Source organism: Caballeronia sordidicola (genome assembly GCF_001544455.2).
Lineage (GTDB): Bacteria > Pseudomonadota > Gammaproteobacteria > Burkholderiales > Burkholderiaceae > Caballeronia > Caballeronia sordidicola.
On sequence record NZ_FCOC02000011.1, the window covers coordinates 24,491 to 37,561 of the forward strand.

General features: G+C 56.7%; 10 protein-coding genes. 9 read left to right on the plus strand and 1 reads right to left on the minus strand.

What is annotated here, in order from left to right:
* The first annotated feature begins 75 nt into the window (after positions 1–75).
* Entirely contained in the window at positions 76–822 is a 747-nt protein-coding gene (locus tag AWB64_RS17860; protein WP_244164104.1) for a glutathione S-transferase family protein, read from the plus strand.
* 90 nt (positions 823–912) lie between these two features.
* Here the strand turns inward: AWB64_RS17860 and AWB64_RS17865 are convergent, their stop codons facing one another.
* A complete protein-coding gene (locus AWB64_RS17865; RefSeq protein ID WP_060856778.1) occupies positions 913–1,824 on the minus strand; it encodes a LysR substrate-binding domain-containing protein in 912 nt (303 codons plus the stop codon).
* 185 nt (positions 1,825–2,009) lie between these two features.
* Here AWB64_RS17865 and AWB64_RS17870 point away from each other — a divergent pair, with 185 nt between their 5' ends.
* The 8 genes from AWB64_RS17870 (at position 2,010) to AWB64_RS17905 (ending at position 13,046) form a co-directional block, all read left to right on the plus strand.
* The gene (locus AWB64_RS17870) at positions 2,010–2,915 is read left to right on the plus strand and encodes a haloalkane dehalogenase (protein ID WP_075643300.1); all 906 of its coding nucleotides are present in this window, start codon (positions 2,010–2,012) and stop codon (positions 2,913–2,915) included.
* A gap of 27 nt (positions 2,916–2,942) precedes the next feature.
* Complete coding sequence (locus tag AWB64_RS17875) at positions 2,943–5,957, plus strand: FAD-binding and (Fe-S)-binding domain-containing protein (RefSeq protein WP_060856779.1); 3,015 nt, start codon at positions 2,943–2,945, stop codon at positions 5,955–5,957.
* Between the two features lie 45 nt (positions 5,958–6,002).
* Positions 6,003–6,959: a dihydrodipicolinate synthase family protein gene (locus tag AWB64_RS17880; protein WP_244164106.1), complete on the plus strand. Its 957-nt coding sequence runs from the start codon at positions 6,003–6,005 to the stop codon at positions 6,957–6,959.
* Positions 6,960–7,091: 132 nt separating this feature from the next.
* The gene (locus AWB64_RS17885) at positions 7,092–8,342 is read left to right on the plus strand and encodes an MFS transporter (RefSeq protein ID WP_082850530.1); all 1,251 of its coding nucleotides are present in this window, start codon (positions 7,092–7,094) and stop codon (positions 8,340–8,342) included.
* Between the two features lie 101 nt (positions 8,343–8,443).
* On the plus strand, positions 8,444–9,688 hold the full coding sequence (locus AWB64_RS17890) for an FAD binding domain-containing protein (RefSeq protein WP_060856781.1): 1,245 nt from the start codon (positions 8,444–8,446) through the stop codon (positions 9,686–9,688).
* Positions 9,689–9,728: 40 nt separating this feature from the next.
* Positions 9,729–10,994 carry an LVIVD repeat-containing protein gene (locus AWB64_RS17895; protein ID WP_060856782.1) on the plus strand — a complete coding sequence of 422 codons (1,266 nt, stop codon included), beginning with the start codon at positions 9,729–9,731 and terminating at the stop codon, positions 10,992–10,994.
* On the plus strand, positions 10,985–11,980 hold the full coding sequence (locus tag AWB64_RS17900) for a Gfo/Idh/MocA family protein (protein ID WP_060856783.1): 996 nt from the start codon (positions 10,985–10,987) through the stop codon (positions 11,978–11,980). Before AWB64_RS17895 ends, AWB64_RS17900 begins: the two co-directional genes overlap by 10 nt.
* Before the next feature lie 34 nt (positions 11,981–12,014).
* Positions 12,015–13,046: a porin gene (locus AWB64_RS17905; protein WP_060856784.1), complete on the plus strand. Its 1,032-nt coding sequence runs from the start codon at positions 12,015–12,017 to the stop codon at positions 13,044–13,046.
* Positions 13,047–13,071 lie beyond the last annotated feature (25 nt).

The window sequence follows — 13,071 nt, forward strand, 5'->3', positions numbered from 1 at the left end:
TCTGCAGAAGACGGTACCGGGAGATAGCTGTCATTCCTGAGCGGAATAGTCAGAAGGGTGAGCCGTCGGGAGTCATTGGTCATTCCTCGCGGGAATAGCGCTTATCGCTCCGGCCGGACTTCACCGGATGTCGAATGCCACGCAAAGTTCGTCTCACGTCAAGCCGACATCTCTCTTAAAGGATTACACGCCATGTACCACGTTTATGCATTCGCTACACCCAATTCCGTTAAGGTGCCGATCGCACTCGAAGAACTCGGAATCGACTACACGCTACATGCCGTCAACGTTCGAAAGGGCGAGCAGAAAAGCGACGGATTTCTTGCATTGAATGCTAACGGGAAGGTGCCCGTACTGACCACCGACGACCGCAATTTCACGCTGACCGAGTCTTCGGCCATCCTTGTTTATCTCGCTGAAAAGCACGGCAAGCTACTCTCGCAAGACCCGGTGCGCCGGGCGCGCACGTTTGAACAACTGTTCGTCCATGCTTCCGGGCTGAGCCCAGCCTTCGGACAGGCGGGTTACTTCCTGAAATTTGCACCGAAGGTTGTGCCGCACGCCATCGAGCGCTTTTCCGGCGAAGCGAACCGGCAGCTGAAACTGCTCGACGCTACCCTTGCCAAGCAGCCGTTCGTTGCAGGCGACGAATATTCCATCGCGGATATTGCGCATTTTGGATGGATTTGGAGACGCGCCTTTCCGGACCTGACTTTCGACGAGACGCCCCATGTGCAACGCTGGTACGACGCGATGTTTGGGCGTCCGGCAGTGGTAAGAGCAATCGAGAAGCTCGAACTACTTGCGAGAGAAAACGGGTGAGGCGTGTCGGTACAATGGTTGTGGCCGTTCGTGTCCGGAAAAGGGTGCCAGTCCTCAAAGTGCAGATGTCTGTGATTTCCCAGGGCGTAATCAGCCGTGTTTCGCAAAAAATTCTTTAGCTACCGCGAGAATCCAGTCTCGGAAAACCACGCTTTGGGGGAGTGGCGGTTCCCCGGCCGGAAGGAAAAGATAATAGCTTCGGCCAGTCCTCAATGGACGATCGATTGCCAGAGTCACGGACCCTGCGCGCAACTCGCCCTCGATTAAAAAACTTGGCACTAAGCCAATGCCAAGGCCAGATGATACGGCTTCGATCAGGTGAGACGTCAGCTCGAATTGCGGTCCCACGTTCATTGAACGGTTGTCAAGAAATTGCTCCTCGAACCAGTTGCCCCATGCGTCCGGCCTTGCTGCTACGCGCAGCAGTAAATGGCGAAAGACGTCGGCCGGCTCCTTTATTGGCAAGGTCTCCGCCATGGCCGGACTCATGATTGGGAGTAACGTCTCATCGCAAATTTTATACGACACTACGCCCGGCCAAGGCGCCTCGCTTACGCCGATTACAGCATCAATACCCGAGCGTTCCAAATCGAAGTGACCGATACGCGAGTGCAAATTGATCTGGATACCTGTGTGTTTTTCGTAAAAATTTGATAGTCGCGGCATGAGCCATTTACTGGCGAATGTGGGCAGGGCGGCTAAGTCAAGGCTGCCTCGACCTGTCTGCGATGCGATCGCCTGAAGCGATGCACTGCGCACACGTTGCAACGCCACATCAATCTCCCGGTGATAGACCGAGCCGATCGCGGTCAAGGTGAGCTTCCTATTCGCTCTGCGAAAAAGGGGCACGCCGAGCAGTTCCTCAAGCGCTTGGACTTGCCTGCTAACGGCGCTTTGAGTCAAGACAAGATCTGACGCCGCCTCGGTAAAACTTAGGCGCCGCGCTGCGGCGTCAAAGGCGATCAGCAGAGACATTGAAGGTGTTAGGCGACGCGGATTCATTCATAAACCTCATGCAAAAGCTGACCAGAATTCGTTTGTAGTCAGAGTATGGGACGTGGACACTACGCAAACAAGAGGTGAGATCGCTAGGTGCAACACACAGTGTTTACCCGCTTGCACCGCGGTTCCGCTACCACAAACCGCGCACTGATTGTCCAACGATCGCTGCCAAACGGAGACAGGCAATGAGTCAGGCAATTTCGGCCGCATTCCCTTACGACATGCAAAGAGCACGCGTCCGTGACGCTGAAATGGCCTACGTGGACGTCGGCGAGGGAAAACCCATCGTGCTGCTGCACGGCAATCCGACTTCCTCGTACACATGGCGCAACGTGATTCCCTACCTGGAGCCACTCGGCCGGTGCCTAGCGCCCGATTTGATCGGCATGGGTCAATCCAGCCCCTCGCCTACGTACTCGTATCGCTTCGACGACCACGCAAAATATCTGGATGCCTGGTTCGAGCAACTGGATTTGCAGGAAGAAATAATTTTGGTCGTTCAGGACTGGGGGGCGGCGCTTGGCTTCGATCGGGCAGTGCGTTTTCCTGAATCCGTCGCTGGAATTGTCTACATGGAAGCTATGGTCCGGCCACGGCTGTGGACCGATATGCCGCCCGAGCGTCAGGCCGTCTTCCGGAAGTTGCGCGGAGCCGAGGGCGAGCAGATGGTGTTGGAGGAAAATTTCTTCGTGGACAAAATGCTCTTCGAACTCGGCGTGAAGCGACCGTTATCGACGGCAGAAAAAGAGGTCTACGCGAAGCCGTTCAAAACGCCGGGTGTATCGCGGCTGCCCACACTGGTCTGGCCACGTCAAATCCCCTTCGACGGCGATCCGCCGGACACCTTTGTACGGGTCAAGCGCTATAGCGACTGGCTTGCGCGGAGCGAGCATTTGCCGAAGCTCTTCATCAACGCCGACGAGGGGCACGGGACCGCAGGCGCAGCACGCGAATTTTGCCGCGCGTGGCCGAACCAGAAAGAGATCACCGTCAGCGCAAAACATTACGTACCCGAGGACTGTCCGCACGAAATCGGTCAAGCCGCTGCCGAGTTCGTCCGAGCGGTGCGCGGGCAAACTTTAGCAGAATGAAACACTCAACTAGCCGGATCTGAATACATGGCGTCGATCTACTCACCCTTGACTGGGCCAGAACACCGCGCTTCGGTCGAATCGGACGCTACGCGCTTGAGCAAACCCTGGCATGCGCTGCGGCAGGACTTGCAGCAAGCCTTGGGCGACTGCGTGCACTTCGATCGCGGCCATCTCGCTGTTTATGCGTCGGACGCCTCAAATTACCGACAGGTCCCGATTGCAGTCGTGGTCCCGCGCTCACTCGACGAGGTAAATGCTGGCGTGGCCATTTGCCGTAGGCACAAGGCGCCGGTTCTCATGCGTGGCGCCGGCACATCTATGAGCGGACAGGCCGTCAATACAGCGGTAGTGTTCGATATTTCCGCCCAATGTGCGGCCATCATTGACCTGGATCCCCGTGCGGGGACCGCCATCGTCGAACCTGGCGTAGTTTGCGATCAATTGCGCGACGCAGCTGAGGGTTACGGACTGACGTTCGCACCCGATCCGTCGACGCACAGCCGATGCACTATCGGCGGCATGATTGCCAATAATTCCTGCGGGCCCCATTCAGTCATGGCGGGCAAGACGCTGGAAAATGTTGAAGCGCTCGAGGTCATGACCTATGACGGCGCCCGGTTCTGGGTGGGACCAACCAGTGACGCTGAGCTTGAACGGATCATCGCGGTAGGTGGCAGGCGGGGGGAAATCTATGCGTCGTTGAAAGCCCTGCGCGATAAGTATGCCGACCGGATTAGGGCCAGGTTCCCGACGCTCAAGCGACGCGTATCCGGATACAACCTTGATCAGTTGCTGCCGGAAAACGGCTTCAATGTAGCGCGTGCGCTGGTGGGCACGGAAGGCACTTGCGCATTGACATTGCAAGCCAAGGTGCGCCTAGTCAAGAGTCCGAGCGAGCGTGTCGTGCTGGTACTGGGGTTTCCGGACATCTATGTGGCGGCTGATGCTGTCCCGGAATTTTTGCTGTGCAGCCCGATAGCGATTGAAGGGCTCGACCGCGCGATCATACGCGGCTTGCAAGCGCGCAAACTTGCAGCGGCAGAGATCGCAATGCTGCCGCCGGGTGACGCTTGGGTAGTCCTTGAATTTGGGGCGGATACGCTCCACGCGGCGACTGCTCTCGCCGAGCACGCTCACAGTGTCCTGTCCAGTCGCCAGTGCGGCCCGCAACCCACTAGCGCGCTAATCACAAGTCGCGATGATCAGAAACGCATCTGGTCCATCCGCGAGAACGGCGCCTCCAGTACGCAATTGTCCATCGACCCTAATGTAGTCGACCCCAAGGTGGGTTGGGAGGACGCAGCGGTGGACCCGGCGCGTTTAGGCGATTACTTGCGTGGCTTTCAGGCGCTTGTTGATCGCTACGGTTACCGCACGTCGCTTTTTGGGCACTTCGGTGACGGTTGCGTGCACGCGCGGGTCACGTTTGATCTGCGTAATGCACAAGGCGTGCTCGATTATCGTAATTTCGCGCGGGAAGCCGCACAACTCGTCGTCGAATATGGCGGGTCGCTATCTGGCGAGCACGGCGACGGGCAAGCGCGCGCCGAACTGCTTCCTATCATGTTCGGTGACGAGATCATGGAGGCCATGCACGTATTCAAGCGCATCTGGGATCCTGACAACCGCATGAACCCCGGCAAAATCGTCAATGCTAACCGGCTTGACGACCATCTGCGGCTGGGGCCGGATTACAAGGTCGTTAATTTTTCAACCCGTCTAAAGTTTCGAGGCGCTGAGGGCGATGGCTTCCAGCGAGCGCTCGAACGCTGCGTAGGCACTGGCCGATGCCGTTCTCATAAGGGCGGGACTATGTGTCCAAGCTTCCGTGCGACGCACGACGAGCGCTTTTCCACCCGCGGGCGCTCACGGTTGCTATGGGAAATGCTCCAGGGCGATCTGATCAACGAGGGCTGGCAAAGCGAGAACGTCAAGGAGGCGCTTGATACTTGTCTTGCATGCAAGGGATGTCGCAGCGATTGTCCCACGCATACGGACATGGCCTCATATAAGGCGGAGTTTCTCTCGCATTATTTCGAGAAGCACCGGCGACCCCGACAAGCGCTATCGATGGGACGCATTGGCGACTGGGCGCCACTCGCTGCGAGAATGCCTGCCGTTGCAAACTTCATGACTCAGACGCCGGTCCTGTCAGCGATAGCAAAGCGACTCGCCGGAGTAAGTGCTGCGCGGAGCCTGCCAAAGTTCGCTCCGAAGAGCTACCGCCGCAAGGCTATGGGTCGAATCGGCATCGGCAATGGTAGCGCTCCTAGCGTCATTCTTTGGGTTGACACATTTTGTGAGAATTTCCATCCGGAGATCGCCGAGGCGGCCGCAACGGTCCTAGGGCATGCTGGCTTCAACGCGGTCCTGCCAGCAAAAGCAATGTGTTGCGGGCGCCCATTGTACGACTTCGGCTATTTGGACCTTGCCCGCGAACGGCTTAAAACCATCCTTGACACGCTTTCGCCGATGCTTGAGGGGGAGTGCGCTCCCGTTGCATTAGTAGGGCTTGAGCCAGGCTGCATGTCGGTGTTCAAGGATGAATTGCTCAAGTTGTTTCCTGATGATCCCCGCGCCAAGTCTCTCAGTGACAAAACATATCTATTCGCCGACTTTCTCGCGGCGAATGCATATACGCCGCCGAAAATGGACGCTGAGGTAATCGTACATACGCATTGCCATCAAAAAGCTCTGTTCGGTACGGCAGGTGACAAGGCAATTCTCGACGCAATGGGAGTCACTGCAACAATGCTGGACAGCGGTTGTTGTGGGATGGCGGGGTCGTTTGGCTTTGACCCGAAGCATGCGGATATCTCGTCGACCGTTGGTGAACTGGTTTTGCTTCCTGCCATTCGAAGCTCGCCGCAGACTACCCTTGTCTTGAGCAACGGCTTTAGCTGCCGCGAGCAGATTCAACAGGGCACGGGCAGGCGGGTCGTGCATTTTGCGGAACTGCTCGCCATAGCGCACAAAGCCGCTCGCACTGCTCCGGTGGCGGACAGTCACGAAAAGGATCTTGCCCCGCTCCTTGGATGAGCAGTTCGAAAAAGCAGTCGCATTCTTCAACTTCACGGATATGAAATGATGACCTCTTTTAACGCTGAACTCCCTGCCCAACCACTTAGTGGCGTATTTGCACCCGCGCTGACGCCTTTCGATTCCGCGGGCAAGATTGATCAAAGGGTCTTTACTGCCCACTGCCGTTGGCTTGTCGACGCTGGCGTCGGACTCGCGGTTTTCGGTACTAATTCTGAAGCAGCATCGCTTTCACTCGGCGAGCGTCAGGACGCGCTGGAGGAATTGATCGTCTCGGGTTTAGACCCGCGGCGTTTCATGCCGGGAACGGGCACGTGTTCGGTTAAAGAGACCGTTGAGCTGACACGCCATGCACTCGGCCTAGGGGTCAGTGGCGTGCTAATGCTTCCGCCGTTCTACTACCCAGACCCGTCTGAGGATGGTCTTTTCAGCTATTTCGCCGATGTCATCGACACCGTGGCCGATGATCGCCTAAGGCTCTATCTCTATCACATACCGCAAATGACGGGCGTGCCGATCACGCTAGGTTTAATCGAGCGGTTGCTTAAGCGCTATAGCGGTACGGTTTGCGGACTGAAGGATTCTTCTGGCGACTGGTCAAATATCGAAGCTACGATCCGCGCCTTTTCCGCTGACGGCTTCAGTGTTTTCCCAGCCAGCGAAGCCTTGTTGGCCAAAGCGTTGCCACTGGGCGCCGTGGGTTGCATCAGCGCAACAGCAAATATGAATCCATTTGGACTCGCCCGCTATTACCAGTCGCTAGTTACGGCCCCGGACGCGCACGCGCCAGACGAAGCCATGACATTGGCGGTACGCCGCGTCTTCTCGTCCATGCCAATGATTCCTGCAATGAAGTACACGCTTTCGCAAGTCACAGCGTCTCCCGGTTGGGCTGACGTCCGGCCACCACTCACTTCGCTGTCTGAGCAAGATCGTTTAACGCTCGACCAAGCTCTGAAGGAAATCGGCTTTCAGATGGAGGGACTCAGCGCCTTTGTCTGAAAGCAAATCGCGATCACCGATCACGATAATCGATTGCAGCTTCGCACGGAAAGAGTTTGGGCAGTTCACGCGTCGCCTCATTGGCGGAGCTGAAATTAGAACCCAGACCTAAACCTTATATTGGAGACTTTGATGAATGGCATTCAAGGCTATGCAGACCATCCCCAAGTAACTGCGTCCTATGGGCGACTGTCCAAACCTGCGCTTGTATTGGTAATGTGCCTGCTAGGCACGTCCTATATGTTCAACGCAATGGACAGGCAGGTGTTCCCCTCGCTGCTGACTGCAATACGCGGTACATACGGCCTGTCCCTCGCGCAGGCAGGTTTCGTGAGCACCGTTTTCACCATTAATGTCGCTGCTTTTGGCGCGCTTGGCGGCTGGTTTTACGCGCGCTTCACGCGCAAGTCCATCTTGGTTGGCGGCCTCATCGCGTACTCGGTATTCACGTTGATCACACCGCTTGCGCAGGGGTTCGTCACACTCGCGGCATATCGAGCGCTGACTGGCGTCGGGGAGGCGTTACAGGTCGGCGCACTTTACTGCTGCCTGGGTGGCTACTTTGCACGCTCACGTGGCGCAGCAATGGGATGCATGCAGGCGTTCTTCGGGCTCGGCGCGTTGATGGGACCCATCATCGGAACTCGTCTGCATCAATCGTTCGGACAATGGGAGATGCCGTTTTATGTCTTTGGCGTGGCGGGAATAGTCGTGGCTGTGTTGCTTTCGCGGTTCATGCCGCCTGCTTTCAGCGAAGCTGTCGAGCAAATGGACGAAATGGAATCGTTCGATTCTGCGGCCGCGCGTGCCTCGAAATTATTAAACCGCAACGTGTGTCTTGGCGCGCTGTCCTTTTCATTGGTGGGTCTTTCGTTTTTCTCCTATACGGCGCTCTATGCCACGTATCTCCATGAACGCCTGGGATTCACGTCGGTTGCAGCGGGTTCTGCGTTAGGCATGTACGGCTTGGGCGCGATCGGTGCAGTGGTGGGCGGTTGGGCGGGCGATCGGCTCGGCAAGGCGGGCATCTTTGCTTGCCTCCTGGTGCTTGCGGCGGTGAGCTATTTGATGTTTCACGGAACTGCGCAGCCGCTGGTACACGGAATCCTCTCGCTCCTCTTCGGCTTGATGGTCAGTGGCTACTTCTACGCGCGGTTTGTCTCTGTGATCCAGCGAAGTGCCCCTCCTCAGAAGATCGGCTATGCCGTTGCTGCGGCGATGACAGGTTTCTACCTGAGTGGACCATTTGCCGGTTTCCTTTTCGGCGAACTCGTTGAGATATGGGGATGGTCGACAGCCGCCAACATCATGGTCGTTGCGCCCCCTTGCGTTGCAATCGTATTGATGTGTTTTTTTGACTTCTCCCGACTGCGCAAGGCCTGATCCTACTCTCTGCCGCCAGACAGAGGATGAGCGCGGGAACGCAGACGTAAAAAGCCACCAAGGCTTCTACCCATCATGTGTACTGTCGTGAGGTTAAAACGATGAACCAGCAAGTCACACAGCCCGGCCAGCGCAGAGCGCTCGTGATCGGCGCTTCCATGGCAGGACTTTTTGCGACCGCGCTGCTGCGCAAGCAGGGATGGATCGTCGATCTGTTCGAGCGGTCCGATGTGGAGCTTTTTGGCCGTGGAGCAGGAATAGTCACGCACAGCGAACTCCTCGCCGCGCTTGTCGAAAGTGGTGCGGACATCGAGCGCCTCGGCGTTGCCATTAACGACCGAATCGCACTTGATCAGCGCGACAATGTCATCGAGCGCCTCGCATATCCGCAGATTGTTACATCGTGGGATCGCCTGCATCAATTGATGCGGGACACGATCCCCAGCGAGCACCACCACCTCGGCTGCAATCTGCAATCCATCGAGCAAACGGAGAAGGGTGTCACCGCCCGTTTTTCGAACGGACGCGTAGAGCAAGCCGATCTGCTGATCGCCGCGGATGGTTACCGTTCCATGGTGCGCGGCATGTACATGCCTTCGGTCCAGCCTGCCTACGCAGGTTATGTGATTTGGCGCGGGGTAGCGGACGAAGCAGACATGCCGCTTTCCGCGAAGCAGACCATCTTCGACAAGTTCGCGTTCTTCCTTCCACCGAAAAACAAGATCATCGGCTATCCGATACCCGGCACCGACCACGCGCTCGAAGCGGGCAGACGCCGGTTCAACTGGGTCTGGTACAGGCCGGTCGATCCGCGGACACTCGAAGACATGCTCGTTGACGAGCAGGGCAATCATCACCCCGTCTCCATTCCGCCGCCGCTCGTGCGCCAAGCGTTGATTGATGAATTGAAACAGGCCGCGGCAACAACTCTGCCTCCTTCGTTCAGTGACACATTGTCAGTGATCCCGCGGCCGTTCTTCACACCAATCTACGACCTGTACTGTCCAAAGATGGTGTTTGGACGGGTTGCCCTGATCGGCGATGCCGCATCGGTAGGCAGGCCGCACATCGGTATGGGTGTCGCGAAGGCTGCCGCCGACGCGCAAGTGTTGGCCCGGCTTGCCGGCGATCCGTCGACGACGGTCGATGAAGCGCTGGCGGCGTTTGAAAAAGAGCGGCTCGTGGATGGACGGCGGGCGTTTGAACGTGGGCGCACGCTTGGCGAATATCTATTGCTGGACGAAGAGGCCGGTGTAGTCAATCACGATGATCACTGGCGGGAGTTTCATAGCGTCGCCGGAATCTTGAAAAATACAGCCTCGTCCGACTTCTTGAAATCACTCTGAGTCGTGCGCTTACCGTCAAATAACAAGCAAGGATCCACATATGTCCAGTCAATCGCTACCCGCCGCAGACTTCTCAAAGAACATGCGTCTCATCGGCTATTGCGACCAGGGAAACCGTCCGGATGGTGTCCAACTGATGGTCCATCATGGCTACGCCTACGTCGGGCATATGTTCTCGAAAGGATTCAGCGTTATCGATGTTCGGGACCCGCGCAATCCCGCAGCCGTCAATTATGTTTCAGCGCCTCCTGATACCTGGAACATCCATCTGCAAGCACACGACGACTTGCTCCTCGTGATTAACGCCAAGGATATGTTCGCCGCAACTGAGTTCCAAGACGAACGCGCCTACTACAGCGGTGCGCTCGGCGAAAAGGTGGGAACGGCAAGCCGAACAAGCACGCAACGCCATTGGCGCGCGGGCTTGGCCGTCTATGACATCTCGCGCCCGGATACGCCCTTTGAGATTGGCTTCATGTCAATCGACGGAGGCGGAATCCACCGACTGTGGTACACGGGTGGGCGTTGGGCGTATGCGTCCGCACTGCTTGACGGTTTCACTGATTACATCTTCATCACCATTGATATGTCCGATCCTCGGCGCCCTGTTGAAGCGGGACGCTTCTGGCTACCTGGCATGCATGCCGCAGGAGGCGAAACACCTAGCTGGGACACCTCACGCCGATATGGTCTGCACCATCCGATCGTGCACGGGGACACCGCTTATTGCGCGTGGCGCGACGCGGGGATGGTGGTGTTGAATGTGGCAGATCGGACCGCGCCAAAGCTCGTCGTGCATCGTAACTGGTCGCCGCCGTTTGGGGGCGGCACTCATAACTGCCTTCCGCTGCCTGAGCGCGACCTTCTTGTCGTACTCGACGAAGCGGTGCTCGACAATCAAGCCGACGGCGAGAAATTCATCTGGGTGTTCGATAATCGCGAGCCCTCGAATCCGACCAGCATTTCGACGCTGCCTTCGCCCAACGAAATAGACTACGCGGCAAAGCCCGGGCATTTCGGTCCACACAATCTCCACGAAAACCGCCCGGGTACATTCGTCAGCTCCGAAATCATAGTCGCGACCTATCAAAACGCCGGGGTCCGTGTCTTCGACATCCGTAATCAACACGAGCCGTCCGAAATCGCCGCACTGGTACCCCCTACGCCCAGTCGTCTCGTTGATAGCCGCCAGGGCAGGCCGTTAGTGATCCAATCGGCGGACGTTTTTGTGGATGCCAACGGGCTCATTTATTCGACTGACTACAACGGCGGCCTTTATGTGATGGAGGTCGAGTCATGGCGGTGAATGCAGCGATTATAGGGCTCGGATGGTGGGGACGACACCTGCTTAAGCAAATGCAACCATCACCGGCACTGAATTTTGTTGTGGCGGTCGGCAGCCGTGAACCTCATCGCGCGGTTGCGGAAGAATTCGAAATTCCGTTCACGCTGGATTTCGAAAGCGTTCTTAAAGACGCGCGCATTGATATGGTCGTGATCACAACACCTCATGCTTTTCACGCAAACCAGGTGATGCAAGCAGCGTCGTACCGCAAGCACGTCTTTTGCGAAAAGCCACTTTCGCTAACGCTTGCCGACGCCCGAGCATGTGCGCTCGCATGTCGGAGCGCCGGCGTGCGACTCGGGATCGGTCATGAACGCAGGTTCGAGGCGGCGCTTCGGGCCGCCTCTGCATTAGTCCGACGCGGGGAGCTTGGAAAAATCATGCATGCGGAAGGAAGCTTTAGCCATGACAAGCTTGCAAACCTGTCGAACGAAAACTGGCGATTGAAAGAAGCCGCATACGTGCCCCTTCCCCTGAGTGGGACCGGGATACATATGACGGATTTGTTCGCGGACCTTTTAGGCGGCATCACGGAGGTCTATGCATCTTCGCCGCTGCGCGATTCGAACGAGGCGTGCAAGACGCTTTCGCTTCACCTGCGGTTCGGCTCGGGGTCGACCGGGTATGTCAACTCAACCCTTGAGACTCCGCTGTACATGCGTATCGCGTTCTTCGGCACGAGCGGTTGGGTGGAGGTCCGCAATCTGGACCACCCGGACTCGCGCGGTGCAAGCGTCATGACGGTGCGAATGTCCGATGGATCCGAGCATACGAGCTGGTTCGAATGGAATGACTCGGTACGGGAAAATCTAGAGGCTTTTTGCAGGACGATCACGGCAAACGAAGTCTATCCGGTCTCGGATGCGCAGATGGTCGCTAATATCGCCGTCATGGAAGCAGTAAGCCAATCGTTGCGGGTCAATCGACCGGTTAGGCCAGAAGAGTAACCAAAGAGAAAAAGAAAACAACAGGAGACAAAAAATGAAAATTTTAGTTAGTTATACTACAGATATAGGACGATTTTTTTTCGTAGCAATTGCGCTTTTTGCCTGCCCATTTGCCCATGCGCAAACTTCGACACTGCAGCTCTATGGTCTGATAGATGAAGTCGTTGGTAACTTCAAAGCGAGCGGCGATCCTTCCTCGGTCGTTGGTCTGATGAACGGCGGACAGATTACATCGTTTTACGGCATACGCGGGACGGAGGATCTCGGAGGAGGATTGAAGGCAGGGTTCGCCGTGGAGAGCTATATTCTGGCAAACACCGGTCAGGGGGGCCGTTATGTTGGAGATGCGCTGTACTCGCGAAACGCCTATGTGGAGATTGCAAGTCCTTACGGTCTAGTACGTTTCGGGCGCCAGGTGACTCCGCTGTTCTACATCATGGCAAAGGCTAATCCGATGGGTGGGTCGTTTCGCTTCAGCCCTTTGATGACGCAGACATGGATTGTAGGTTATGGCAGGACAATGCTTGGCGACACCGGTTGGGATAGCGCGGCGCTTTATCAGTCGCCGTCGATTCTCGGTGTGACTTTTTCTGTTCAAGCAACTGCCCCGGGCAACGGCACTCATAATGAAACCGCTACGCTTGTGTACGACCACGGCCCCCTGTACATAGCCGGCGTCGCTCAACGGGTCAAAACTGGATTGGGCGTCGTTGCACCCATCTATCGGCAAGATGCATATTTTCTTGGCGCTACGTACGACTTTAACTACGTTCGTCTTTACGCCTCCTACACTCATACCGCATCATTCGATTTCGGCATTGTTAACGACACCTACCACGGTGGTGTGTCGATCCCAATTGGCGTATCGTCGCTGGAATTTGCCTACTCCCGCACAAACTCTACCCGTGAGGTGGGATCAATCGATGCTCATCGAAACACGGCAGGGGCGACCTTTGATTATCCGCTTTCCAAACGCACAGACGTATATGTCAGTTACTTGTACGACAAGCTGAGCGGCACTGGAACAGCTAATAGCTTCGGCGCAGGCATCAAGCATCGATTCTGAAAGACGGCCAACACGGCAAAGGCGT

Excerpts from the sequence above, each read along its gene's own strand:
- AWB64_RS17865 (WP_060856778.1), bottom strand. The coding sequence starts at position 1,824 with ATGAATCCGCGTCGCCTAACACCTTCAATGTCTCTGCTGATCGCCTTT.
- AWB64_RS17870 (WP_075643300.1), top strand. The coding sequence starts at position 2,010 with ATGAGTCAGGCAATTTCGGCCGCATTCCCTTACGACATGCAAAGAGCA.
- AWB64_RS17875 (WP_060856779.1), top strand. The coding sequence starts at position 2,943 with ATGGCGTCGATCTACTCACCCTTGACTGGGCCAGAACACCGCGCTTCG.
- AWB64_RS17880 (WP_244164106.1), top strand. The coding sequence starts at position 6,003 with ATGATGACCTCTTTTAACGCTGAACTCCCTGCCCAACCACTTAGTGGC.
- AWB64_RS17885 (WP_082850530.1), top strand. The coding sequence starts at position 7,092 with ATGAATGGCATTCAAGGCTATGCAGACCATCCCCAAGTAACTGCGTCC.
- AWB64_RS17890 (WP_060856781.1), top strand. The coding sequence starts at position 8,444 with ATGAACCAGCAAGTCACACAGCCCGGCCAGCGCAGAGCGCTCGTGATC.
- AWB64_RS17895 (WP_060856782.1), top strand. The coding sequence starts at position 9,729 with ATGTCCAGTCAATCGCTACCCGCCGCAGACTTCTCAAAGAACATGCGT.
- AWB64_RS17900 (WP_060856783.1), top strand. The coding sequence starts at position 10,985 with ATGGCGGTGAATGCAGCGATTATAGGGCTCGGATGGTGGGGACGACAC.
- AWB64_RS17905 (WP_060856784.1), top strand. The coding sequence starts at position 12,015 with ATGAAAATTTTAGTTAGTTATACTACAGATATAGGACGATTTTTTTTC.